The 23,984-nt window shown below is 37.9% G+C and carries 20 protein-coding genes and 5 tRNA genes; 22 read left to right on the top strand and 3 right to left on the bottom strand.

From position 1 onward, the window contains the following. The first annotated feature begins 73 nt into the window (after positions 1-73). Positions 74-3,055 carry a VIT domain-containing protein gene (locus ACWNCI_RS11305; protein WP_449388386.1) on the top strand — a complete coding sequence of 994 codons (2,982 nt, stop codon included), beginning with the start codon at positions 74-76 and terminating at the stop codon, positions 3,053-3,055. Positions 3,056-3,321: 266 nt separating this feature from the next. Here ACWNCI_RS11305 and ACWNCI_RS11300 read toward each other — a convergent pair whose 3' ends face one another. Both ACWNCI_RS11300 and ACWNCI_RS11295 read right to left on the bottom strand, forming a co-directional pair. After that, the gene (locus ACWNCI_RS11300; RefSeq protein ID WP_449388385.1) at positions 3,322-3,483 is read right to left on the bottom strand and encodes a hypothetical protein; all 162 of its coding nucleotides are present in this window, start codon (positions 3,481-3,483) and stop codon (positions 3,322-3,324) included. Positions 3,484-3,767: 284 nt separating this feature from the next. After that, entirely contained in the window at positions 3,768-4,265 is a 498-nt protein-coding gene (locus tag ACWNCI_RS11295) for a hypothetical protein (RefSeq protein ID WP_449388384.1), read from the bottom strand. Between the two features lie 275 nt (positions 4,266-4,540). Here ACWNCI_RS11295 and ACWNCI_RS11290 point away from each other — a divergent pair, with 275 nt between their 5' ends. The 16 genes from ACWNCI_RS11290 (at position 4,541) to ACWNCI_RS11215 (ending at position 18,070) form a co-directional block, all read left to right on the top strand. Further along, entirely contained in the window at positions 4,541-5,098 is a 558-nt protein-coding gene (locus tag ACWNCI_RS11290; RefSeq protein WP_346984214.1) for a dual specificity protein phosphatase family protein, read from the top strand. A gap of 359 nt (positions 5,099-5,457) precedes the next feature. After that, the gene (gene deoD, locus ACWNCI_RS11285) at positions 5,458-6,168 is read left to right on the top strand and encodes a purine-nucleoside phosphorylase (RefSeq protein ID WP_449388383.1); all 711 of its coding nucleotides are present in this window, start codon (positions 5,458-5,460) and stop codon (positions 6,166-6,168) included. Between the two features lie 370 nt (positions 6,169-6,538). Then, positions 6,539-7,177: a hypothetical protein gene (locus ACWNCI_RS11280; RefSeq protein ID WP_449388382.1), complete on the top strand. Its 639-nt coding sequence runs from the start codon at positions 6,539-6,541 to the stop codon at positions 7,175-7,177. A gap of 65 nt (positions 7,178-7,242) precedes the next feature. Further along, positions 7,243-8,376 (top strand): AAA family ATPase, encoded by a 1,134-nt coding sequence (locus ACWNCI_RS11275; protein ID WP_449388381.1) that lies wholly within the window; start codon positions 7,243-7,245, stop codon positions 8,374-8,376. Then, positions 8,349-9,092: a hypothetical protein gene (locus tag ACWNCI_RS11270; protein ID WP_449388380.1), complete on the top strand. Its 744-nt coding sequence runs from the start codon at positions 8,349-8,351 to the stop codon at positions 9,090-9,092. Before ACWNCI_RS11275 ends, ACWNCI_RS11270 begins: the two co-directional genes overlap by 28 nt. Continuing rightward, positions 9,083-11,482 carry a hypothetical protein gene (locus ACWNCI_RS11265; RefSeq protein ID WP_449388379.1) on the top strand — a complete coding sequence of 800 codons (2,400 nt, stop codon included), beginning with the start codon at positions 9,083-9,085 and terminating at the stop codon, positions 11,480-11,482. The genes ACWNCI_RS11270 and ACWNCI_RS11265 overlap by 10 nt, the downstream gene beginning before the upstream one ends. Further along, complete coding sequence (locus ACWNCI_RS11260; protein ID WP_449388378.1) at positions 11,466-13,142, top strand: APC family permease; 1,677 nt, start codon at positions 11,466-11,468, stop codon at positions 13,140-13,142. Before ACWNCI_RS11265 ends, ACWNCI_RS11260 begins: the two co-directional genes overlap by 17 nt. Continuing rightward, positions 13,139-14,158: a hypothetical protein gene (locus tag ACWNCI_RS11255; RefSeq protein ID WP_449388377.1), complete on the top strand. Its 1,020-nt coding sequence runs from the start codon at positions 13,139-13,141 to the stop codon at positions 14,156-14,158. Before ACWNCI_RS11260 ends, ACWNCI_RS11255 begins: the two co-directional genes overlap by 4 nt. 761 nt (positions 14,159-14,919) lie before the next feature. Then, positions 14,920-14,991 (top strand) — tRNA-His (locus tag ACWNCI_RS11250). A gap of 95 nt (positions 14,992-15,086) precedes the next feature. After that, a tRNA-Lys gene (locus tag ACWNCI_RS11245) sits at positions 15,087-15,160 on the top strand. A 97-nt stretch (positions 15,161-15,257) separates the two neighbouring features. Continuing rightward, positions 15,258-15,331, top strand: a tRNA-Lys gene (locus ACWNCI_RS11240). A gap of 96 nt (positions 15,332-15,427) precedes the next feature. Further along, positions 15,428-15,499: transfer RNA gene (locus ACWNCI_RS11235), tRNA-Asp, on the top strand. 300 nt (positions 15,500-15,799) lie between these two features. Then, positions 15,800-15,881: transfer RNA gene (locus ACWNCI_RS11230), tRNA-Cys, on the top strand. A 400-nt stretch (positions 15,882-16,281) separates the two neighbouring features. Continuing rightward, positions 16,282-16,767, top strand: coding sequence for a ribonuclease H-like YkuK family protein (locus ACWNCI_RS11225; RefSeq protein WP_346984223.1), 486 nt, complete (start codon positions 16,282-16,284; stop codon positions 16,765-16,767). A gap of 101 nt (positions 16,768-16,868) precedes the next feature. Next, positions 16,869-17,432, top strand: coding sequence for a metallophosphoesterase (locus ACWNCI_RS11220; protein ID WP_449388376.1), 564 nt, complete (start codon positions 16,869-16,871; stop codon positions 17,430-17,432). A gap of 86 nt (positions 17,433-17,518) precedes the next feature. Next, the gene (locus ACWNCI_RS11215) at positions 17,519-18,070 is read left to right on the top strand and encodes an exonuclease domain-containing protein (RefSeq protein ID WP_449388375.1); all 552 of its coding nucleotides are present in this window, start codon (positions 17,519-17,521) and stop codon (positions 18,068-18,070) included. A gap of 172 nt (positions 18,071-18,242) precedes the next feature. Here ACWNCI_RS11215 and ACWNCI_RS11210 read toward each other — a convergent pair whose 3' ends face one another. Next, a complete protein-coding gene (locus ACWNCI_RS11210; protein ID WP_449388374.1) occupies positions 18,243-18,692 on the bottom strand; it encodes a VOC family protein in 450 nt (149 codons plus the stop codon). A 227-nt stretch (positions 18,693-18,919) separates the two neighbouring features. Here ACWNCI_RS11210 and ACWNCI_RS11205 point away from each other — a divergent pair, with 227 nt between their 5' ends. The 5 genes from ACWNCI_RS11205 (at position 18,920) to ACWNCI_RS11185 (ending at position 23,972) form a co-directional block, all read left to right on the top strand. Beyond that, positions 18,920-20,458: a SulP family inorganic anion transporter gene (locus tag ACWNCI_RS11205; protein ID WP_449388373.1), complete on the top strand. Its 1,539-nt coding sequence runs from the start codon at positions 18,920-18,922 to the stop codon at positions 20,456-20,458. Between the two features lie 289 nt (positions 20,459-20,747). Further along, the gene (locus tag ACWNCI_RS11200; RefSeq protein WP_449388372.1) at positions 20,748-21,422 is read left to right on the top strand and encodes an HAD family hydrolase; all 675 of its coding nucleotides are present in this window, start codon (positions 20,748-20,750) and stop codon (positions 21,420-21,422) included. A 2-nt stretch (positions 21,423-21,424) separates the two neighbouring features. Next, a complete protein-coding gene (locus ACWNCI_RS11195; protein ID WP_449388371.1) occupies positions 21,425-22,249 on the top strand; it encodes a phosphoribosyltransferase family protein in 825 nt (274 codons plus the stop codon). Beyond that, on the top strand, positions 22,239-22,793 hold the full coding sequence (locus ACWNCI_RS11190) for a TerD family protein (RefSeq protein ID WP_449388370.1): 555 nt from the start codon (positions 22,239-22,241) through the stop codon (positions 22,791-22,793). Before ACWNCI_RS11195 ends, ACWNCI_RS11190 begins: the two co-directional genes overlap by 11 nt. A gap of 6 nt (positions 22,794-22,799) precedes the next feature. Continuing rightward, a complete protein-coding gene (locus tag ACWNCI_RS11185) occupies positions 22,800-23,972 on the top strand; it encodes a toxic anion resistance protein (protein WP_449388369.1) in 1,173 nt (390 codons plus the stop codon). The last annotated feature ends 12 nt before the right edge of the window (positions 23,973-23,984 follow it).

Raw genomic sequence — 23,984 nt, 5'->3', positions numbered from 1 at the left:
CTAAAAACAACTCTTCCAACCTTTTCCTTTTGTTACGCATCTCTATCAATAGAACAATGTAAAACAAAATTTTATGAAAAGGTTATATATACAATTCCTCCTGTTGTTTCCTCTTTTCTGGTTCGCGCAGATTCCGACGATCGAAATTCCTGATGGAAAGGGTGGGTATAAGAAAAACGATCAGGTAGTTCTTCAGAAATTGAATATCGAAACGAAGATTGTGGGAAGGATTTCTACTAATACGATCACAATGGTTTTGAAGAATAATTCAGGACGTCTCAGAGAAGGACGTGTTACATTTCCGCTTCCTGAAGGAACAAATGCAAGTGGCTATGCACTGGATATCAATGGCAAACTGAGAAATGCTGTCCCGGTGGAAAAAGAAAAAGCAAAGGAAGTCTACGAAACCATCAAGAAAAGAAATATTGATCCCGGAGTACTTGAGAAAGTGGAAGGAAACAACTTTCGGACTACAGTCTATCCGATTGCTCCCAACGGCGGAGAAAGAACCCTGCAGATTACTTACCATTACGAACTGAAAAATATCGGGAATTCTTGTCAGTATTTTTTACCGCTGGATTACCCCTCTGAAATTCCTGATTTCAGTATCCGTACAAGTGTTTATAGTAATGCCGAGATGCCCCGATTGGAAGAAAAGCCTGATGGCGGATTCGATTTTGTGAAAAACGGAAATATATGGACAGCCGAATTTCATAAAACGAAATATAAGCCCGGGAATAATTTAAAGATCAATTTTCCTCAGTATGAAAACAATCAGAATATAATAATGAATGAGGCTTCCGATGATTCTTCTTATTTCCTGGCTAACATCAATATTGCCCCAAACGAGAGAATGAAAAAACTTCCCAATCAAATAGCGATCGTCTGGGATAATTCTTTAAGCGGTAAAAAGCGTGATCACACTAAAGAATTAATGTTGTTGGAAGAATATTTCAGGATTAATAAAAATGTTACCGTAAAAACTTATTTTGTCAACAATACTTTTGAGGAAGGAAAAATATTTAAAATAACGGAAGGCAACTGGAACGAACTGAAATCCTTCATATCTCAGGTCACTTACGACGGAGGAACAGATTTCGGACAATTGAAACCCCTAAAAGAAGATGAGATTCTCTTCTTTACCGACGGATTGTCTTCCTTCGGGGAACTGAAACTGAACTGGAATAAACCGGTGTACACGATTTCGGCATCCCATCAGTCAAATTTTAATCAGCTGAAATACGTCAGTAACAAAACCAATGGCGAGTTTTTGAATCTGAATGAAAATGATCCTAAAAAAGAAGTCAGAAAATTACTGTTTCAGCCACTGAAGTTTTTGGGAATTGAAAACAGTTCTTCTGTTTCAGAAGTGTATCCTTCGATCCCTGAGACAATTTTACAGGATTTTGTTCTGGCCGGAATTTTAAAGGGAAATCAGACATCGGTTAAGGTGAAATTCGGGTATGGAGATGAAGTTACGGAGACTAAAATTATTAACCTGAATACTCAGAGTCAGACTGTCAAAGACTGGGAGGTTTCAACTTTTTGGGCGCAGAAGAAACTCAACGAGCTGGAGATCTTTTCAAAACAAAATAAAGATGAAATCAAAGATCTGAGCCGGCAGTTTGGTTTGGTTAGCAGCAATATGAGTTTAATGGTGCTGGAAAATGTTGAAGACTATGTCCGTTATGACATCAGTCCGCCATTGGAACTCAAAACACAGTTTGATGCGATTGTTAAAAACAACAGGGCTGCCAAAGATGCAAGGCTGAAAGATCTGATGGGACAAGCCGAAATCATGACTGAAAATCTGAAAGCATGGTGGAAAAAAGAATATGTTCCAAAACCAAAGCGGTATCCTGAACCGAAATCCGGTCGGGTGGCAAGTGATACGGCAAGGGAAACAGATATTCAGGAAGTTGTAGTAACAGGGGCTTTGGGAATGAGAAAAAGAGATGAACGAGCTGCGGCATCAGTTTCCGAGCAGAGAAGAGAGCGGCAGATGAGCCTTAAAGAAATGTCTTATGTGGCATCAAATGCACCTCAGGCACTTCAGGGAAGAGTTTCAGGGCTTCAGGTCGGATACAGAAATGAATATGCAAACAGCTCTGCACTCATCAATCCCGGCAAAATAAAAACCATTGAAGTAGAGTCCAAAGCGGAGTACATGAAGCTCTTCAGTGGAATAAATGATCCTAAAGCTATTTACAAAACCTACCTTCAAAACAGAAAAAAATATGAGGATCTTCCTCCGTATTACTTCGATGTTGCACAGCTTTTATTTAAAAATAATGATAAGAAGCTTGGGCTGAAAGTATTGAGTGCTATCGCAGATCTGGACATTGAAAACGAAGAACTCTATAAATTATTAGCTTATAAGCTAAAGCAAGCAGAAGCATATGACAAAGAACTCTTTGCAGCTCAGAAGGTGCTGGAATGGAGACCTTTTGATCCCCAAAGCTACAGGGATGTTGCATTGGCTTTTGAAGACAACGGAAATTACCAGGCCGCTCTTGATAATCTGTACAAAGTGCTCACCCAATCTTATACGAAAGAGCTGGCAGATCGTGACAACGGAATTGAAGAAATTATCATTATGGAAATCAATCAGCTTATCGCAAATCATGGAGCAAAATTGGATCTTCAAAACATCAATCCTAAGATCATCGCCGATCTTCCGGTAAACATCCGCGTCGTGATCAACTGGAATAAAGACGATACTGATATCGATCTCTGGGTAACGGATCCTAACAATGAACGCTGCTATTATTCAAATAAAGAAACAGAAATCGGAGGGAGATTAAGTGACGATTTTACAAGAGGCTTCGGTCCCGAACAGTTTCTCCTGAGAAAAGCATTGAAAGGTAAATATAAAATCCAGACCAATTTCTTCGGCGAGCGGCAGGTAGGAATTGCCGGTCCGACAGCCATTATGGCGGAAATTTATATCAATTATGCGACCGGTAGGCAGGAAAGAAAGATCGTCGTATTTCAGAACCAAAAAGAAGATGACAGAAATGAAGACGGGATTCTAATCGGTGAGTTCGAATTTTAATAAAAATAATTTCTGAAATCGATGATAAGACATACTAAATTAAAGATGATTATGTTAATATAATGATCAATGTGTAAGAAGAAGTTTGAGTTTGAGGTGTCTGCAGCAATGCAGGCACTTTTTATTGTAATCAAAATCAATAGGGACGGGCTTTAGCCCGTTTTTATAATACCAAACTCGGTTTGGCTTTAGCCAAAATCTAAATCAGGATCTAGATATAAACATTCTCAGAATATAGATTTTTTATTTCATCTAAAATAAAGAGATCATTTATATTTTTGAATAGCTCCGTTGGCGTGAGCGTCCCATTCATGTCCTTCAAAACTACAAATTTGCCGTTTCCAACCTCTTCCGACACGTTCCGGACCGGTCCAGACACGTTCTGTAAGGGTTCCGACACGTTGTATGACCCCTTTCGACACGTTCATTACCTATCCGGCGAGGTTATGGACGTCTCCGACGGGGTCTTGGACGCCTCCAGACACGTTACACAACGTCTCTGGACCCATGAAAGACGTCTCGCGACAGGTAAAGAACGGCGCCGGACCTGTAAAAGACCCCGCCGGAGCCCTGAAAGACGTCACCGGACCCTTCACGGACGTATCGCGCCCCATAAACAATGTCTTCCGACCATTCAAAACGTGTCGTGAGAGGTAAAGCGTTGTTGAGGACATAAAAATACCCCTCCGTTTTGGTCGAAGGGGCTTCAGTATTATTTTTCCTCTTTATTTTCTTTAGATGAGGATTCGGGTGGAGTAGGTTTGACGAAGAACTGTTTCAGATCTCTAAACTTGTCTTCAAATCCCACTGCAGAAGTTCCGGCCTTATACGCCGTGTAAGAATAATCATCTAATGCCGACTGATAATTATCGAAATCATGCAGCGTTTTGGCGTTATTCAGCCGGGTAATGATGCTTTCAAGCCTGCTGATCATCGCTTCCATGGCATTGCGTGAACTGTGGTCTTTGTAGAATTCATTCCAGTCGACTTCGGGAGAACTGAGGTTGGGCTGACTTTGGTGATAGTCGTGAACCTTGTTGACAAACAGTTTGTTTTGCTCATTGATGCTACCATATTTTTTACGGTCAGCGGCCGAAAGATTGATTGTGATTTCAGCAAGTGCACTTTCCAGTAATGCGATGGCATCTTGCGCTGCAGTGATCTTTGTACTGCTCAGGTGGGTAGAATTTAAATTTGTTAATCCCATCATTTTTGATTTTAAAATTAATATGTTGAATAAAATAAAATCGTGTGTTTTAATAGAAACAAAAGTAAGAAAATTTTTAAAAGAAAAAAATTAAAGCAAGTTACAGCATGACCGGGGCGCAACTCCGTAAATAAATTCTCAGGAATGTATAGAGGCGTAGATAATACATCAACCGGATATTTTGTTCTCTTCTTAAAAAAAGATTGTAGATTCGCAGTATCGAATTGTATTTCAAAGAGTCTATGAATCTGAGTTTTAAAAATAATACTGTCAAAAGAATGATAATTTCATTAGTGATCATTGCTGTGCTGGTTCTTGCATTTGTATTGTATCAGAAAAAAGTGCGTTATAATCTCGTTACGATTTCAGAAAACAAGGTCTATAATTCGGGTGCTGTTCCTCCGGAAAAGCTGGCAGATTTCGTAAGCGATCACAAAATAAAAACCATTGTCGATTTACGTGACGGCCTGGTACAGACCGCTTTGAATCCGGAAACAAAAAAGCAGGTAAATGCCGAAGAATTTGCAGCGGATAAAATTGCAGGTCTCCATTATTATAACTTACCTACCGATCAGATTCCTCAGGACAGCACGGTACAGAAGTTTTTGAAAATCATGGATGATCCGGAAAATTATCCTGTTCTTATCCACTGTCATCATGGGGTTGGGCGTTCCCGCTTGTTCAGTTCTATTTACAGAATCGAATATGAAAACTTCACCAACGAAAAAGCCAGGGAAAATGCCCGTTTGTTCTGGGAATTCGGAACCAATTTTTCAAAAAACTCGGAGAAAGGCATCTATCTTACCCATTATAAGAAAAGGAAAGTGGAGCAGTAAGGCTTCATTGGCTTAACCAATAAACTTTCTTTATTTAAATTAAGTCTTTTAATTTACCTGAAAAATGAGCTCCCGCAGATCATAGTAATTACACAGATCTGGATGAAAAAATCTGCCCAATCCGCTCGATCTGCGGGAGCATTTTCACAGAATCACCGATTCCGAGAAAAGCTAATACGAAACCACTGAAAAATATTCTCCCGCAGATTATGGTAATTATGCAGATCTGAAAAAAAATCTGCTCAATCCACTCAATCTGCGGGAGTCATCTTCACAACAAAGACGATTCCTGATAAAGAAATCCTGATTCCTTCCGAAAAATATTTTCTTGTTATCTTTGCCACACTGAAAATAAGATTATGAGTATTCACATTAGTGCCGGTAAAGGAGAAATTGCGAAAGTAGTATTGCAGCCGGGAGACCCGCTTCGTGCACAGTTTATCGCCGAAAAATATCTTGAAAATGCCGAACTGGTAAGCAAAACGAGAGGTATTTTTTATTATACAGGGTTATATAAAGGAAAAGAAATCACCGTTGGCGCCAGTGGGATGGGCTTTCCGAGCATCGGGATTTATTCTTTTGAATTGTTCACAGAATATGAGGTAGACACGATCATCAGAATCGGAACCTGCGGCGCTTACAGTACAGATCTTCAGCTTTTTGATATTTTAAATGTTGAAAATGCAGCCAGTGAAAGTACTTATGCCAAATATGCCTGGGAAATAGAAGACGAAATACTTCCGCATCAGGGAAATATCTATGACACCATCAACAGAACAGCAGAAGAACTTTCGTTAAAGACAAAATCCATCAATGTTCACAGCAGCGATATTTTTTACAGAAAGGATCCTGCGGTACCCACTATCGCAACAAAATACAACTGCCCGGCGGTAGAAATGGAAGCCTTTGGATTGTTTGCCAATGCGAAACATTTAGGCAAAAATGCAGCGACAGTTCTTACCGTGACAGATATCATCCCGACCCACGAAAAGATTTCTGCCGACGAAAGAGAAAGAGCATTAAAACCGATGATGCAACTGGCACTGGAGTCTGCTTTGAAAAGTTTGTAAGACAGTATCATTACATAAAAAATACCAATATAAAAGGGCTTTACGGATTAAGTAAAGCTCTTTTTGTATTAGAAAATCAGTTAATCTCAATTTGGAAGTAAGAGAAGTTTTGTAACATCAATAGGAATGGGCTTTAGCCCATTTATAATGATCAAAAACCATAAAGGCTTCAGCCGAAACCTATTATAAGTTTCGGCTGAAGCCTTTATTTTGTTCGTTATTTGAAAAGTCGGGCTAAAGCCCGACGCTATTGAAGCATATTACTTATACAGACTCATGTTAATTGATTTAACAGATTCATTATTAAATTAACAAATACCAACACTGAAAAGTTTTATTCTCAAAGAAATAATTCTATTTTTGTTATATCATGAAAGCCCAATCGCCGTTTTTAGACACCATATTTCTGCTTCGACAAGAAGAATGCATCACTATTTTCACAGATCTTCAGGAAATTTCCCGGAAAGAAGAAAACGATGCCGCCGAATATCTGGAAACAGAGTTTGAAAAAGAACGGCTGGAATTTTTATTCGATACCATCAGCTATGATAAAGAAGCTGCGGTCTGGGCGGCAAAAGTTCTGTATCACAGCGCACAATTACACCTGGTAAGGCAGGATACGGCGAAAAATTTAGATATATTAGTTCCTGCTTTTAAAGGGAAGAGAGATATTTCAGCCATTTTATCCGCAGATATGTCATTAAGGTTTTTACCGCAGATTATCCTGGTTTTACAGCAGGCAGATCCGGAAGATCAATTGATCAAATTACTGGAAAATATTTTAACAGAATTTCATTATTCAGCGGTAGGATTTAATCTGGAACTGGAAAACATCAACTGGGAAAAAGAACTCAGAGACATGACCTACCGGAAATTATACTTTGAAAGAATCGTGGAAAAGAAAGCCTATTCATTAGCCGAACTTCCATTCATCAACCGATGGCTGATTGCTGAATTTGGAATGTACAAAGAGGTTTTCTGGAAAGAATTAAAAAATATGAACAAGTAAATCTTTAATAACTTAAGGCTGCATATTAAAAATGAACCTTGCCTTACAAATATATCATACAACAAATGGCTCAGAATATAGAAAAATTAAACAGAGTTCTCACATACGTTAAAGATACTTTCGTAGGAAAAGATGACGTCATCGATTTGCTGGGAATCTGTCTGCTTGCAAAGGAAAATGCCTTTCTATATGGCCCTCCCGGAACAGCTAAGTCTGCAATCGTAAGAACATTGGCCAAAACCGTCAAAGATGGAAAGAACTTCGAATATCTTTTGACCCGCTTCACCGAACCGAACGAGATTTTCGGACCTTTTGATATCAGAAGATTAAAAGAAGGTGAATTGCTGACGAATACCGAAGGGATGATGCCTGAAGCTTCTCTGGTTTTTCTGGACGAAATTTTCAATGCGAATTCTGCCATCCTGAACTCTCTGCTAATGGCTTTAAATGAAAAGATCTTTAAAAGAGGAAAAGAAACAAGGCATCTTCCGGCGCTTATGTTCGTTGGTGCCAGCAATGTCCTTCCCGAAGACGAAGCACTGAACGCGCTGTTCGACCGTTTTCTCATCAGGATCAATGTCGATTATGTAAACCCGGAGCTTCTTCATCAGGTACTTCTGGCAGGAAGAAAACTCGAAAACAATACCGAAACTGAAATGCCGGAAATCCTTTCGCATGAGATCAGAGAGTTACAAAATCTTTGTAAAGCGGTAGATCTGAAGCCGATTTATGAAGTGTACCTCAACACGATCATCAGCCTCCGGAATACAGGAATTGCAATATCTGATCGTAGAGCTGTAAAAATGCAGAATCTTATCGCTGCAAGCGCTCTGATCTGTGGAAGAAATGAGGCTGTAGTCTCTGACCTTTGGGTGCTGAAACACATCTGGGATACCGAAGAACAGATCGAAATCCTGGAAGGCATTATCAACAGGACTATCGAGAAAGACGAACATCCGAAAGCCCATCCACAGGCATTTCAGAATAAAACCCCTGATCCCGAAGAGGTCATGAAAGACATACAGATTCTCGTAGAGAAGTGGAACAGCGGAACACTGAGCTTTGAAGAACAGAATGTGATCAAAGATAAACTGAGATATCTTCAGACCCGCTGCGACTGGATGAGGAACCCTGAACAGAAACAATATATTCAACAGGAAATTGAAAGTCTATGGCAAAAGATCCTTCAGAGCATATAAAAGAATTCTGGGCAGAAATCCCTCGCCTGGATGAAGAATATTTAGGTTCAATCCGTGCCTGGAGCAATATTCAGATTGCCTTGGATGATGAGATGATTTGGCTGAAAGGCTTTACGGCTGAGCAGGCTGTTTCACCGGAAATCCAGCAGTTACCCAACTTTATATTGTACGAACTGCGGGACGGATTATTGTTTCGCAAAAATGCTTTGGTTCCCAGTAAAAAAATAAGATCAGCATTGCTTTGGACGCCTATTGATAAAGCTTTACGACTTACATTCCCGATTTCCAATAACAATTTTTTCAGAATTGATGAAAAAGTTGAGGTAAAATTAAAATCCGGTGAGGATGAGAAACCTGCTGTTGCCTTATTAAGTTCAATTAATGAAATAAAAGACAGCTTGATCGCTTTACCCAAATTTAAGCTCGAAAAGCTGGATTGGATTATCATTGATGATAAAGCCCTGTTTCTGGGAACACCATTACTGAGCTTTCCGGGAAAAACGTACTGGGCAAAGGATGATCATCTCATTCCTGCAGGCTTTGATTTTGAATTTAAAAACCTGAGTTCTTTACTGCAAAGAAAATATAATGCGAACTGCGATCAATGGCTTTTATGGAACGTAAATGGAAGTTTTCTTCCTGTTTTTAAAAGCGACTTCCGGAAATTGTCCGTAAGTTCATTTCGTCTGACTGAAAAAGCAAAAGCATGGAAGTAAAAGATTATTTTCAGTCTTATAAAAGTTATTTCTGGGAGTGGACCACCGATGAAGATGTTCCCGATGATACCGGATACCATGAAAACAATCTTATTTCGGTTCCGAATGTAGGACCTATCGCGTACAGGGCTTATATCATTGGTATTCTCAAAGAATTAAAAGACCAGAGTTTTCCGCCATTTGGTTCATTGCTGCTGGTATTGTATGCAATGCAGGATGGATATTTAAATCTGGATGGGATATTTTATCATATCAGAAAATATAAAAATGCATTTCCGGGAAGAGATTTTGAAAATGATATTGATGAAGCACGAAGTTTTTTAGAGAATTTAATACATCTCGGTAATTCTTTAAAAAGATCCTCCAATAAAATTATTCTTTTAAAAACAATTTTCAGATATAAGCATATCGGAATATCAGCAGAATATTCGGAAGCTGTTATCCGGAGATTTGAACGCAATCCTCATTCTATTGCTGAATGCGCTGTTAAAGAAAAGCTGACTTTATCTGTTATTGGAAACGATATTGAAACATTAGCATTTCTGTATAACGAGTTTCCCACCACAGAGTCTATCATCAATGCCATGAAAGGCGTAGTTGATATTCCTGATGTAAAGGAAGAGGTTCTCGAAGAGGAAACGACCATCGAAAGCGGGGTAGAATTCATTCAGGAACTGACCGAAGAGCCGAAAACTTTCCAGGTCGGAAGCCTCATCAAAAGGATCTGGAGCGGACTGAAAATCCCGATGCGTCACCTTTCACCGGGAGATCAGCCGATCGGTGGGATTTCTGATATGACCAATAAAGGTGAACTTCACAGAATGCTGTTGTCGGAATTTGCCCATGATGATGAAATCTTTATGAACCGCGTTGCCAACAATGAAGCATTGTATATCCAGAGGGAAATTCCACCGGAAGAAAATATCTTTGAGAGGATCATTCTGATCGATACTTCCCTGAAAAACTGGGGAACTCCAAAAGTATTGGCCTTTGCTTCTGCTATAGCAGTAATTAAACACCCGAAAGCACACACCGAATGTAAAGTTTATGCATTAGGAGAACATAGTGTCCCATTATCACTGAATAAAGTGGAAGACGTCATTGATAATCTGAATTTCGTGAGTCCCGTTCTGGAAGTTTCAAAAGCGCTGGAAAAGTTTTTTAATGAAGAACATACCGATAAGGATCTGGAAGTCTTTTTCATTACTCATGAAGATAATATAAAAAATCAGAACCTTCAGAAAGTTATTAATGAGAATCGCGACCGGCTCAAGTTTCTGGTAACGACGTCTGCGGACGGCGAACTGAATTTTTTTAAACATCAGAAAGGAATCAGGAAACATGTTCAGAAAATAATGCTTCCCTTGAAGGAATTATGGGCCAATCCACCTTCAAAAAAGAGAAAAAGATCCAATAATGTTACAGAACAGGGAGTTAAGACAGATGTGCCTAAGAATTATCCGCTACTCTTTCCGGTTCCCAAGCAGCAGATTGCTACCTTTCTTTATGAGGGCGAATTCTTTATTTTGAGCAGTAAAAAGCAATTGCTGAGGACGCATCTTACGGATAATTACTACAATAAAGGGTATTATGAAAGCTACTGGACGCATCGGGGTTGCGAGGTCCTGTATGAAAATATTTCCGTTAAAGATCAGGGGCAATTTGCCCTGGCAAAAAATAAGCAGCAACAATTTATCCTGTGCCAGTATCAGCCTGCTAAGAATTTGATCTCAAAACTCAACATTCAAACAAAAGAGTATTCCGAGCTGAATGTCGCGGGATTTGATATTCCTGTCAACGTCGAATTGGTCTACTTTAATAAACATTTTTATCTGCACGAAGAACGTTTAAGTGAAATATTTGAAGTTAATGTCGAAGGAGAAGTCTCCGTGCAAATCGTACGCAATGATTCCGAAATTGCTAAAAACGTCGGAAAAGTAAAGATTGAACTGGATAAGCTGAAGTTTAATAAATTTAAAATACTAAGTAATTTTACTTTAATTGGAATTAACAGTGGTCATAACCTCGTTATTTCAAAAAATGATCTAATAATTTTCGGGACTACTCTTTATCTCATGAAAAATGAATTACCGGTAATCATCAAGGCAAGCCAGAGTAAAAATAAATTTACATTTTCTGAAGGCAGTGAGATTATAACAGATTCACGCGGCATCATCACATTCCGGAGTATTAATGCTAATATCCCTGTATTTTATATTCCCACAATGGAATACCGTGAGGCAGCTATTGCTTCTGATAGTGAATTCGGAGGTGCAGAATATTATCTGCCACAGCATACATTGCTTAAAGTAAAAGAAATACAGGAAATGTATGAAGATTACCTGAAAAGATTTATCGATCAAATACTGGAATATGGAACTGAAGATTAAGCCTTTTCCGAAAAATAATTATCCCAAGACAGGCGTTCTGATCAGAAGCTCCTCACCTTGGGTATGGCTGCAGGAAATGGAATCGCTGGGTATTGATCTTAAAACAGTACAATCGTTTGCAATCCCTTCGCAGGAACCGAATGTTTTGTACGGATGTCTTTTGGTCTTTACTCATACTGCTCCCGCTGATATCGGGCAGCATAGATACTTTCAATGTTTCAGCCAGCGGTTGTTTATTCCTGAAAATACAGATTTCTATCCAAAACTTATTGCTGAAGACTGGAAATATCAGGACGCCCAATATATCATTATGCATCCGGACTTTGGCCTTGTAAGATTGACGGAAGAGATTGACTGGATAACCGTTTTGCAGGATTCCTCAAGAACAGAATCAAGCATCAGAAAGCCGCTGAACGGAATAAATATTCCACAGAAGATCCGGAGCTTTCAGGTAAACATGAATGATGACGATCTGCTGGAACAGCTGATGAATCCTCAAACAGATGAAGAATGGATGAAAAATCTTCCTTTTGATCTGAAAAAGGTAATGGAAGGAAATCTGGAAGAAATAGAAAAGTACATTGCTTATATTACTAAATATCCTGAACGGGCAGTTTATTTTGGCGTTCCGCTGGATATTCACAGTACATTGAGAGGTGGTTGGGGAGATTTTAATTTTGATTTCGGAATGTTCGGGATGGGTGGTAATTTGAGTAATGATGATAAACAGCCTCAAAATTCATCTAAAAAATCGAAAGATTCGTGGAAAGTGTTATTAGGATTTATAATTCTTGTCGTCATTATCATTTTTGTCATAGACTCAAAGAAAAACAATCCTGAGGAACTTGCAGTCTCTCACGTTTCAACAGATCTTTACAATGATCATACTGTTGAGGCGGCACCAGAAAACAAGCTTGCTTTTGAATCCGGAGTCACCAAAATTGACATGGTTATCGATTCTTTGTACGGAAAAGAAAGAAGGCAGCTGATACAGGAATATGAACAGGTTAATGGTAACGGAGACGTGATTCTGTGGAAAATTGAAGAGTACAGACTAAAAGAGAAAAAATCCAGAGATTCCCTAAAGAATGTTTATCTTAAAAAAACAGAAGACCTGGTGAGACTTAAAACAGAAGGTTATCACACGAAGATCCTCGATTCGATAAGGAAAGATCCTGGAAATACCATGTCAAAAGTCTCTCAGAAACTTCTTGCTGATGATATTGTGGAAATGAGAAAAAGGACGATTTATGATTCTTTATCCAGAATTTACGGAACCTCGCGTACAACAGATCCCATGGTTGTTTTCCATAAAGATTCCGGGGCAAAAACTCCTTATATAAATGTAGATGATGTTAAAAGAAAGGAAACTTCCGTTTCAGAAATTACCTTGATGATTCTGGCGATGATCGGGTTGGTGGCCGGGTATTCTTATTTTGTAAGGAAAAAACCATTATATATGGGCGGTGAATATGTTTCAGAAGGAATCAAAATGATTCTCATTGTTTTACTGGCGGCCGCGTTGCTGTATATTTTCTATCCGTTGATCCAAATTTTCGGCTACAACTGGCTGGTATGGCTGCTGATCATCGGCGTTATTGTGCTTCTGTACAGGTTATTCAGTGAAGATATGGACATTCTAAAATCAGGGAAGAAATGAAGAAAACAAAGTTTTTAGATAAATTTCTGGTTGCATTTTTTGTCCTTGTGGCATTTAAGATTATTGCCATGATTGCGCAATGGTCGCAGGAAGCTATGCAGGATGCCCTGGCGAGTGTGTTTAAATTTATATTTTTTGCCTGTATCGCTGTGGTTATGATTATTCTGTTACAAAGTAAAGAGAAAGATCCTCTGCCACCCGCGCAGAAAAAATATGGCGGTGGCGGAGTTCCTTTAGATTCATCGTTATTCGATCGCTTGAAAAGTATGTATGAAGATATTGCCGAAAAGCATATTCAGAATAATGAATACAAAAAAGCGGCGGTCGTTTATATGAATTTGCTTAAAGACTATTACAGGGCTGCCAAAACACTGGAGAACGGTGGATTTTACAACGAAGCGGCGGCCGTTTATCTCAAAAAGCTGTACAATAAAGCGGATGCTGCAAACTGCTATGTACTCGCTAAGCAATATGATAAAGCGATTACCCTCTATAAAGAGCTTCAGCAGAAAGAAAAAGTGGGCGATCTGTACAAAATAATTGATGATACGGAGAACGCTTTTCTTTTTTATCAAATGGTTATTGACGATTATCTAATGAGTTATCAAATGGTAAAAGCTTCTTTGGTGTACCGGAATAAAATGAATATGCCAACTGAAGCCCAGAAAGTTCTTCTCAGAGGATGGGAAGAAAATCATGATCCGCTCAATTGTTTGCAAAACTATTTTGCCAATATTGCTGATGTTAAACATCTCGGTCAGGAAATTCAGGAAATTTACAACCAGACGCCTTCTGATAAAAAGATCATTTATCTGGAAGCTGTCAAACACGAATTTAAAAAAGCTCCGGAACTTCGGACACCCACAAGAAATATTGCGTATGAAATTATTGCTGAAAAAGTGGTCACCCGTTCAGAAATTGTGAACGAATTAAAACATTTTAATCCCGATGATGAGGTGATTCTGAAAGATATTTCGAGATATAAAACGGGAAGGAATAAGATGTTCAGAAATTGATAATCCAATAATTTCAGAAAAAAAATTACGAAAAAGAATTATCTTTGCGGCAACAAAATTATGACAATACAAAGAGCACATATCAGTTTAAATCTATGCGATTGCCCTGTAGTAAAGGGATCGTTTGGATATGAATGGATGGTATTGAATGAGGCGAAATGTGCTTGCTTTGAAAATTATTTACAATAATCTCGTAAAAATTAAATCAAAATATTGCAGAAACGCCTCGATAAACGGGGCGTTTTTTGTGTTTTTTAGAGTAGAAATTATTTAGAATGAAAAAAAATAACCATAAAATTGAAAATTTTTTAATCAACAATGAACAATTAATAAGAAAATAAGAAGTGATAAGTAAACCGATGAGAGACAGTCATTTAGGTAGTAAAAGTATCTGCAAAGTATTGCGGACAGGTATTTCTTATATTAAAACTTTCGTTTAACATGTTGATTTTCAGATGTTTGGATGAAAAATAAATTTGTGAGTTAAAAAAAATCATATTTACTTTGCAACCGAAAATTGAAAGCAACAGGTTTTCGGTATTTCAAAAACTTTTTAAAATAATAAAATGAAACAATTTAGAAACATATTTCATCAACATTCAGAATTACACGGACAAAAACCGGTGGGATCAGCTTGTGCATATGCTCTAGATAATGGATTTTTAAATAAAAGGTGCTTATATAAATGGGTCAGCTAATACACTGACACGTCTGAAAATATAAAGCGCCTCCCATAAAGAGGCGTTTTTTTTATGCTTTATGGTTTCTCTAGCTTATTGGTAAAGCGTCGGTTTGTGGCACCGGAGAACAGGGTTCGATCCCCGGAGATACCAAAAATGTGAATGGTCAATCGTGAATTTGTTTCACAAGTGAATTTAAAAATTGACAAGCAAAAGCGAATTGACAATTGACTATTCACAACATCAACAATCTCATAGCTCAAATGGTTAGAGCACCGGTCTTTTAAACCGGGGGCTGAAAGTTCAAATCTTTCTGGGATTACAAAAATGTGAATGGTCAATCGTGAATTTGTTTCACAAGTGAATTTAAAAATTGACAAGCAAAAGCAAATTGACAATTGACTATTCACAACATCAACAATCTCATAGCTCAAATGGTTAGAGCACCGGTCTTTTAAACCGGGGGCTGAAAGTTCAAATCTTTCTGGGATTACAAAAATGTGAATGGTCAATCGTGAATTTGTTTCACAAGTGAATTTAAAAATTGACAAGCAAAAGCGAATTGACAATTGACTATTCAAAAATGAAAGGTCTATTGAGGTAACGGCTAACCTTCCCGACTGTCTCTCGGGCACTGCGGGTTCGATTCCCGCATAGACCGCAAAAATGATGATTTTAATTGTTTCAAAGAAGAGAAAAGGAAAAGTCTGTCAAGCGCAGACGATCTTTAAGTCAAAAAAAACACAGACATATAGACAGGCTTTTCTTAACTCAATTTGATGCTGTAATGGAAGAAAAATTTAAAGTTTTAAACATAATATAAATTTTAGATAAATAAAGTCTGTCAAAGCACAGAAGTTCTTATATCAAATAAATTAAGACAGGCTTTATTTTAAATGAAACTTAAAAATGAATGATCAGTAAGGAGAAAAATTGCCCATTGCTGATTACTCATCAAAACGATGGTTCGCCGAAGTTGAAGAGTCGGGGGGGTCTGCAAAACCGTTGCGTAAGCTGAGTGGGTTTGAGTCCCACAACCATCTCAAATAACTAAAATGAGATTAGTTCCGAAGAAAGGAAAAAAGTCTGTCAAAGCGCAGAAGTTCTTATATCAAACAAAAATTAAGACAGGCTTGCTTTTCTTCAAGTGATAAAATAAAAATAACAGGAACAGTTGTGTAGATGGTTCTGCACGTTTTAGTTACTCATTGCTTATAAAACTGATTCATAGTGTAATTGGTCAGCACACAAGACTTTGACTCTTGTTGTTCAGGTTCGAAATGTGAAGCATTCGTGAATACCTAAAATAAATAACCAAGGAAATGAACAATCCTGATGAATCAACAAAATGGTGAATTTAAATTGACAAGCAAGTGGAATTGACAATTCACCATTCACGTAATAATTAACAAAATTTAAACAAAACAAAAACATGTAAAAAAAATGGAAACGCAACAACAAATATGGCAGAATATGACGGGAAAGATTTTCCAAAGCCCAATTACGCAGCTGGTAGAAGAAGCCATCATCCGCGAACAGGCTAATGGTCACCGACTGAAAGTATGTGTGGGTTCAGACTCTCACGTTTACGGAGAAGCCATTAATTATGCGACGGCAGTTGTCTTTATCCGTGAAGGAAAAGGAGCGTTTACCTTTATCAGAAAACAAAGAGAAATACAGAATATCAGTATCAAAGAACGAATGCTGAATGAGGTGAATAAATCCGTAGAAATTGCTTATGCCATATGTGCTGTACTGGATGCTTACGGTGTGGAAATGGAGGTGCATGCAGATATCAATACCGATCCTGATTTCAAATCCAATGTTGCATTAAAGGACGCCATGGGATATATTTTGGGAATGGGATATGTATTTAAAGCAAAACCTTTTGCTTTCGCAAGTTCCAATTGTGCTGATATGATGGTGTAAAATAAGCAGGGAGCTAGGATGAAGGAAGCTGGAAGTTTTTAACAGCGTAATAAGACTTCTGACTCGATTTAAAATAATAAACAATTAAAATTAAACAAAAAATGAAACCTAATATATTTTTTACCGCTGACCATCATTTTGGTCACGAAAATATTATAAAATTCTCTGAAAGGCCTTTTGAGTCTTTGGATCAGATGAATGAAGAACTTATTAAACGATGGAACGAGAAAGTCGGAACAAACGATGTCGTCTACCATTTAGGTGACATAAGCTTAGGTAAACCGGATTTTACAAAAGAAGTTCTGGATCGCCTTAACGGAAATATTCATCTGATAAAGGGAAATCATGAAGGTGCGGCCTTAACATATTCTAAAAGATTCGAATCCATAAGAGATTATCACGAATTAAGGATTGATGAACCTGAAAACAGCAACAGTAAGCAAAAAATAATTCTTTTCCATTACGCAATGAGAACCTGGAACGGCTCACATCGCGGAATATGGCAACTTTACGGACACTCTCACGGTACTTTACCTGATGATGAAATGAAGCTTAGTTTCGATGTAGGAGTCGATTGTCATAATTTCTATCCTGTTTCTTACGAAGAAGTAAAGGAAATTATGAAAAAGAAAAAATGGACGCCGCCGTTTGCGCCAAGAAATTAAATAAACAGAAGATGGAGATCGAGGCCGGAACTGCAAAAACTTCCGGCTTCCATCACCAGACTTCCAAACCTTAACATTTTAAACAAATGAAAACAACAGAAAATATATTAATAATAGACCTTGAAGCGACATGCTGGGACGACCGGCCGCCGAGGGGTCAGGAAAGTGAGATTATTGAAATCGGAGTCTGTATCATGGATGCGAAATCCGGGAAAATCTCACAGAACGAAGGAATTCTCGTGAAGCCTCAATTTTCAAAAGTAAGTCCGTTTTGTACGGAGCTGACTTCCATTACTCAGCAAATGCTGGATGATGAAGGGATTATGCTTGAAGATGCTTTGGATATTCTCAGGGCAGAATATGATGCTGAAAACCTCACTTGGGCAAGCTACGGAAACTATGACCTGAATATGCTTCAGAATCAGGCGAAACGATTTAAGGTAGATTATCCTTTAAGCGATGACCATATCAACGTCAAAACCCTGTTCGGTGAATTGCATCCGACCGTCCACAAAAGTGTAGGGATGGCAAGGGCTTTAGATGAATTGAACCTTACGTTGGAAGGCACTCATCACCGTGGAGTAGATGATGCGAAGAATATTGCGAAGATTCTGCATTGGTGCTTGGAACAAATGTAACAATGTAGCAGTGTAACAATATAGCAATGTAATTTAATGTATGATAGAGATTATTACAACGCAAAAAGGTTACGTAATTCCTATTTTACTTTACATCATCAAAAATAAAAACTAATCATCATCATTATAGATCCGGGCTTTGCAAAGCAAAGCCCGGATCGCCCATATTATATTATACTGTTTTCTCCAGCCATTCTTCATAAGAAAGGACACCACATTCCGGTTTTCCTTCACCTTCCAGAACAGAAATAAATTCCAGCTGATTTCCGTCGGGGTCATTAAAATAAATCGCCAGTGCCGGCATCCATGCAAAAACCATCGGTTTTTCAGTTCCGTTTTTCAGAAAGTTATAAGGGGTTAAATTTTTATCTTTCAGAAATTTAACAGAATAATTCAGAATATCTTCCTTATCTGCCGTAAAAGCAAAATGTCTTGTCTGCAGATTTTCTTTCTGTTCCCACAAGCCCAGCATAGATTCTTTGTTTTTACCGATCCACAAAAAGGCAATCGGGCGGTTTTCATCCCTGTGCGCCAATTCTAATCCTAAAACGTCAGTGTAAAATTGTATGCCTTTTTCAAGGTCACCTACCTGAACATGAGTTTCGTATAAACCTTTAATCATAACGTTAAATTTATTCAGCAAAGCTATAAAACAGATTTTCTAAAATGAATAATCGCTGACTTTTTAAGGTAAAACGAATGATAGATATATTTTATAACCGGTAGATACATTAAATTTTGAGATGACATCGATTAAAACTGAATATTAATCTTTCTGATCAAACTATAAAGTATGTAAATAAATTTAAAATTGGAGACAAGAGTTCCAGTGATTACCTTTGCCCTGAAATGAAAAATACCATTGCTTTATTCGATTTCTCGAAAAAAATAAATTATAAAAATGAACTGTTGGCCGGATTTACGGTTGCCATGACCATGATCCCGGAATCGCTCTCTTTTGCTATTCTTGCCGGACTTTCACCTTTAACGGGATTGTATGCTGCTTTTATGATGGGGTTGGTGACTGCCATTTTCGGAGGACGTCCCGGAATGGTTTCCGGAGGTGCCGGCGCCACAATTGTGGTTCTCATTGCATTAATAAAAACGCACGGTGTAGAATATCTCTTTGCGACAGTAATTTTAGCAGGTATTTTTCAGATGCTGGTCGGTATTTTCAGATGGGGAAAATTTGTGAGACTGATTCCTCAGCCTGTGATGTATGGTTTTTTGAATGGCCTGGCAGTCATTATTTTCATGTCGCAGGTAGAACAGTTCAAAATGACAGATGCAAATGGAGCTACAAGCTGGCTGCAGGGTACATCTTTATATATCATGTCCGGATTGGTGGCCTTAACGATCGCTGTCGTTTACTTTTTACCGAAAATTACAAAAGCAATTCCGGCTTCTTTAGTGGCTATTTTAGTTGTTTTTGCAGTGGTTTTAGGATTTAATATCAATACCAAAACGGTTTCAGATATTGCCAGCATCAGCGGGAGCTTACCCACTTTTCGTATTCCGGGCATTCCTCTTTCGTTGGAGACCTTACAGATTATCTTCCCTTATGCTTTAATTATGGCGGGAGTCGGTTTAATTGAATCACTTTTAACATTATCAATGGTTGATGAAATTACCAATACAAAAGGAAACGCCAACAAAGAATCCGTAGCTCAGGGTCTTGCCAATATCACCAACGGCTTCTTCGGAGGAATGGGAGGTTGTGCCATGGTAGCCCAGACTTTGGTGAATCTGAATGCCGGTTCACGAGCCAGACTTTCAGGGATTATCGCCGCTCTTACGATTTTAGTAATCATTCTGGTAGGCGCTCCATTTATTGAGAAAATTCCAATGGCGGCTTTGGTTGGTGTCATGATGATGGTAGCCATCAGTACATTTCAGTGGGTTTCTATACGGATTATCAATAAAATGCCGAAATCAGATATTTTTGTGGGAATTACGGTAGCTTTAATCACCATCATTTTACACAATCTTGCTCTGGCAGTATTGGTAGGAGTGATTATTTCAGCATTGGTTTTTTCCTGGGATAATGCAAAAAGAATTCGCGCAAGAAAGCATATTGACGAGAACGGAATTAAATATTACGAAATTTTCGGGCCGCTGTTTTTCGGTTCTGTTACGACATTTATTGATAAATTTGACCCGATAAATGATCCTGACAGGGTTGTTATTGATTTTAAAGAAAGCCGTATTGTCGATATGAGCGCGATTGATGCTTTAGACAAATTATCTAGGAAATATATTCAGCAAAATAAAGTATTGCATTTAAAACACCTCAGTGAAGACTGCCGTAAAATGCTGAAAAACGCGGAAGCTGTAATCGAAGTCAATATTCAGGAAGATCCTACATATAAAGTGATGCCGGAGAAGTGAGAGTGTTGAGGGTTTTTTAGAGTTTGATAGTTTTAGGACGGTAGAGCCTTTATGACCGGAAAATGTTTTGACGGTTAAATAATTTCACGAGTCTGACCTTAAAATAACCTTGCTTCCAATTAGAATCATAAAAATTTCTTAAAACATCAAACTACATTTACACATTAATTTAAAAATTCTATCTTTGGGTGTAATTGATATTTTTTACACGAATGATAAGAGCAAACAATAACCATTTTAAAAATCTTTTTCAAGAAACAAGCTAAATAAAAACTTTAACTAAACCATTTTGAAAACAGATATAGACATCCACAGTCATTCACATTTTTCTTTCGATCTGTGGCTTACTTTAATAAAATCTCATCCTGAATTTAAAGCAAAAAGAGTTGAGCTGTTTTCCTCATTTTTTGAGGTGAAAAAACCGATAGAACAGGTTGCGAAAGTCGTAAAATATTACGACGATCTTTGTAATTCCATCAATGAGGTAATCGGCGGGAATGTAGATACTTTTGAGATTTATTTATTAATCCTAAATTCCCTGGAAGTCGATTTAAAACAGATCAATAAGCATCAGTTAAATGAATTTTATCAAAAAAGTGAAGACTTATTTCTCGAATATAAGCCTGTGGTGATTTTCGAAAATCTGCATCAGCTTTTTGATGAAATTAAAAATCGGGGGAAAACGATAAATATTCTCAGCAATACGGGCTTCATCAAAGGAAAAACGATGAGGAAATTTCTGATCAGTGAAGATCTCGACCGCTACATTGATTTTCATATTTATTCCGATGAAATCAACTGCTCCAAACCAGATCCGAGGATATTTCAGGAAGTGAAAAATTTACTTAAAAATCAGGATTTGGATTTAAAACAGATCTTGCACATCGGAGATAATCCCATTGCGGATTATAAGGGTGCAAAAGATTTTGGTTTCAACGCACATTTACTCACACACAAAATATAATTATGAACAAAAGGTACAGCTTACACCACATTCATTCGGCGCATGAGTTTACTTTTTCACCCGCAGAATACAGCTATTTCAAGTATGGCGATAAGTCATATGCTGAGAAATTTGCCAAAGAACTTTTTGAAGGATTCATTTCTGCACACGAAGATGTTCTGAATACAGATAAAGATATCGTCGTGCTGCCCAGTCCTTATATGGCGATTCCTACCGCCTCCAATTTTCTTTGTTTTTACTTTAAAAAGCATCTGGATTTTTATTTGTTTCAGAAAGGACAAAGATCGAGTATCCTTTCAAAAATTAACAGAAATCATACTTATACGACAGATTATGGAAATTTAAGTTTTGAAGACCGTAAAAATCTGATTGCTAACGATACTTATTATCTGGATAAAGATTTTCTTCACGGAAAACTTTGTATTTTTATAGATGATATTAAAATTACCGGAAGTCATGAGTTTACCGTGAATAAAATTTTGAATGAATATAACGTGGAAGCAGATTTTCTATTCATGTATTATGCAGAACTGATGAACTTTGACCTTGACCCGAAAATTGAAAATTATTTTAATTACTACGCGGTAAAAAATGTTGAACATGTCGCAGAGGTAATGGATAAGCCAAGTTTTCAGTTTAATACCAGGATTGTAAAATATATTTTAGGTCTGGATTCAGGTAATTTTGAGTATCTTACGTCTAAAGTAAAAAAGGAACAGATGGATCACCTGCTCGAGCTGGCGATCAGTAATAATTATCATTTAATAAAAGAATACGAAAACAATATAAACACATTAACACAAACCGAACTATATTATGGCTATTAACTTACAGAAAGGACAGAGAGAAAATATAAACGCACCAAAATTTACCGTAGGTTTAGGATGGGATACCAATAATACCTCAACAGGAACGGCTTTTGACCTTGATGCTTCTCTGTTTTTATTGGGAGAAAATAAAAAGCTGATTTCAGATAATCACTTTATTTTTTACAACAACCTTGAGTCTCCTGATAAAGCAGTGATTCACTCAGGTGATAATTTGACTGGTGACGGAGCAGGTGATGATGAGCAGATTAAAATAGATTTAACTAAAATAGATCCTGCCGTAAAAGAGATCACTGTTGTAATAACCATCCACGAGGCTGATGCAAGAAGACAGAACTTCGGACAGGTAAGAAATTCTTTCATCAGAATTTTCAACACAGATACCAATGAAGAGATTTTAAAATATGAGCTTGACGAAGATTTCTCTATCGAAACCGCTGTGGAATTCGGAAGAATCTACAACAGAAACGGAGAATGGAAATTTGAGGCCGTAGGTTCGGGACAGAGAGAAGGTCTTGAAAAATTTGTATCAATTTATCAATAATTTATCATGGACAATCAGGAAAATCAACCTATAGATCCGCTTGGATCAATCGAACCGTTAAAAACGTTTGAGCCTACACCAATGGCGCCGCCACCCAATACGGCAGTACCTGGTACGCCTCCCGCGCCGCTTGTTGACAGAGAGGGAAATGTAAATCTCACTCAGCTGCAGTCCGAAGAACGCCAGAAATACGAAACGCTTGCCAATTCTATTGATGAAACCAATCCGGGATCTATTGTGAACTTTGGTGCAGATCTGCAAAGAACATTGTCGAACCAGAGTGACAGTTTCCTTGGAAATGTAAGAAGATCCAACTCAGGAGAAGTCGGCGAGCTGATCAATAATCTATTGGTGGAGCTTAATTATGTTGACGTAGAAGAGCTGAATCAGAATAAATTCAAAAGCTTTTTAAGCAAATTGCCTTTCATGAAAAGCGTCATGACGCAGATTGAGAATTTATTTGCTAAATATGACAAGATCATCAACAATATCGATCAGATTTCATACAAAGTAAACGCAGGAATCATTACCTCTACAAAAGATAATGCGGTTTTGCAGACGATTTTTGAAAGCAATATCACTGCCATCAAACAAATCGAGGAACTGGTAATCGCCGGAAACCTGAGAATGGAAAAAGCAGGAACGGAACTCGCTGCAATGGAAGCTGCGCCACAAAATTATCAGGATTATGAGATTGCTGATAAAAGGGATTTTATTGCAAGATTAGACAGAAGATTAGCAGATCTTAAAGTGGTTCGCTTAATAATGATGCAGTCGCTTCCACAGATCAGACTCGTTCAGAATAACAATGTTTCGATTGCCGAAAAGGCCCAGACCATTCTTACCACGACACTTCCGCTTTGGAAAAACCAGCTTTCATTAGCTGTTGCCATGTACAGACAGCAGCAGAATATCGAGATCCAGCAGAAGGTTTCTTCCACCACAGAAGAGATTCTGAGGAAAAATGCCGAACGTCTTGGCCAGAATTCAATCAATGTGGCAAGAGCCAATGAACAGACGGTGGTTTCCATTGAAACATTGAGAGAAACGACATCGAAACTGATCAATACATTAAACGAAGTAAAACAAATCCAGAAGCAGGGCGCGGAAGGAAGAAGAAAACTGGATCAGGATTTGATGACTTTAGAACATGAATTAAAAGCAAACGTAAGAGGATAATATTAGTATAAA

The sequence above is a fragment of the Chryseobacterium lineare genome (genome assembly GCF_977014045.1).
The sequence above is the reverse complement of the archived record's forward strand: the minus strand, read 5'-3'. Positions and strand labels throughout refer to the sequence as shown.

Bases quoted from the DNA above. Each gene is read 5' to 3' on its own strand.
- ACWNCI_RS11215 (WP_449388375.1), top strand. From the start codon at position 17,519: ATGAAAACAACAGAAAATATATTAATAATAGACCTTGAAGCGACATGC.
- ACWNCI_RS11220 (WP_449388376.1), top strand. From the start codon at position 16,869: ATGAAACCTAATATATTTTTTACCGCTGACCATCATTTTGGTCACGAA.
- ACWNCI_RS11260 (WP_449388378.1), top strand. From the start codon at position 11,466: ATGGAACTGAAGATTAAGCCTTTTCCGAAAAATAATTATCCCAAGACA.
- ACWNCI_RS11295 (WP_449388384.1), bottom strand. From the start codon at position 4,265: ATGATGGGATTAACAAATTTAAATTCTACCCACCTGAGCAGTACAAAG.
- ACWNCI_RS11205 (WP_449388373.1), top strand. From the start codon at position 18,920: ATGAAAAATACCATTGCTTTATTCGATTTCTCGAAAAAAATAAATTAT.
- ACWNCI_RS11275 (WP_449388381.1), top strand. From the start codon at position 7,243: ATGGCTCAGAATATAGAAAAATTAAACAGAGTTCTCACATACGTTAAA.
- ACWNCI_RS11265 (WP_449388379.1), top strand. From the start codon at position 9,083: ATGGAAGTAAAAGATTATTTTCAGTCTTATAAAAGTTATTTCTGGGAG.
- ACWNCI_RS11280 (WP_449388382.1), top strand. From the start codon at position 6,539: ATGAAAGCCCAATCGCCGTTTTTAGACACCATATTTCTGCTTCGACAA.
- ACWNCI_RS11225 (WP_346984223.1), top strand. From the start codon at position 16,282: ATGGAAACGCAACAACAAATATGGCAGAATATGACGGGAAAGATTTTC.
- ACWNCI_RS11255 (WP_449388377.1), top strand. From the start codon at position 13,139: ATGAAGAAAACAAAGTTTTTAGATAAATTTCTGGTTGCATTTTTTGTC.
- ACWNCI_RS11195 (WP_449388371.1), top strand. From the start codon at position 21,425: ATGAACAAAAGGTACAGCTTACACCACATTCATTCGGCGCATGAGTTT.
- ACWNCI_RS11270 (WP_449388380.1), top strand. From the start codon at position 8,349: ATGGCAAAAGATCCTTCAGAGCATATAAAAGAATTCTGGGCAGAAATC.
- ACWNCI_RS11300 (WP_449388385.1), bottom strand. From the start codon at position 3,483: ATGAACGTGTCGAAAGGGGTCATACAACGTGTCGGAACCCTTACAGAA.
- ACWNCI_RS11305 (WP_449388386.1), top strand. From the start codon at position 74: ATGAAAAGGTTATATATACAATTCCTCCTGTTGTTTCCTCTTTTCTGG.
- ACWNCI_RS11190 (WP_449388370.1), top strand. From the start codon at position 22,239: ATGGCTATTAACTTACAGAAAGGACAGAGAGAAAATATAAACGCACCA.
- ACWNCI_RS11210 (WP_449388374.1), bottom strand. From the start codon at position 18,692: ATGATTAAAGGTTTATACGAAACTCATGTTCAGGTAGGTGACCTTGAA.
- ACWNCI_RS11185 (WP_449388369.1), top strand. From the start codon at position 22,800: ATGGACAATCAGGAAAATCAACCTATAGATCCGCTTGGATCAATCGAA.
- deoD (WP_449388383.1), top strand. From the start codon at position 5,458: ATGAGTATTCACATTAGTGCCGGTAAAGGAGAAATTGCGAAAGTAGTA.
- ACWNCI_RS11290 (WP_346984214.1), top strand. From the start codon at position 4,541: ATGATAATTTCATTAGTGATCATTGCTGTGCTGGTTCTTGCATTTGTA.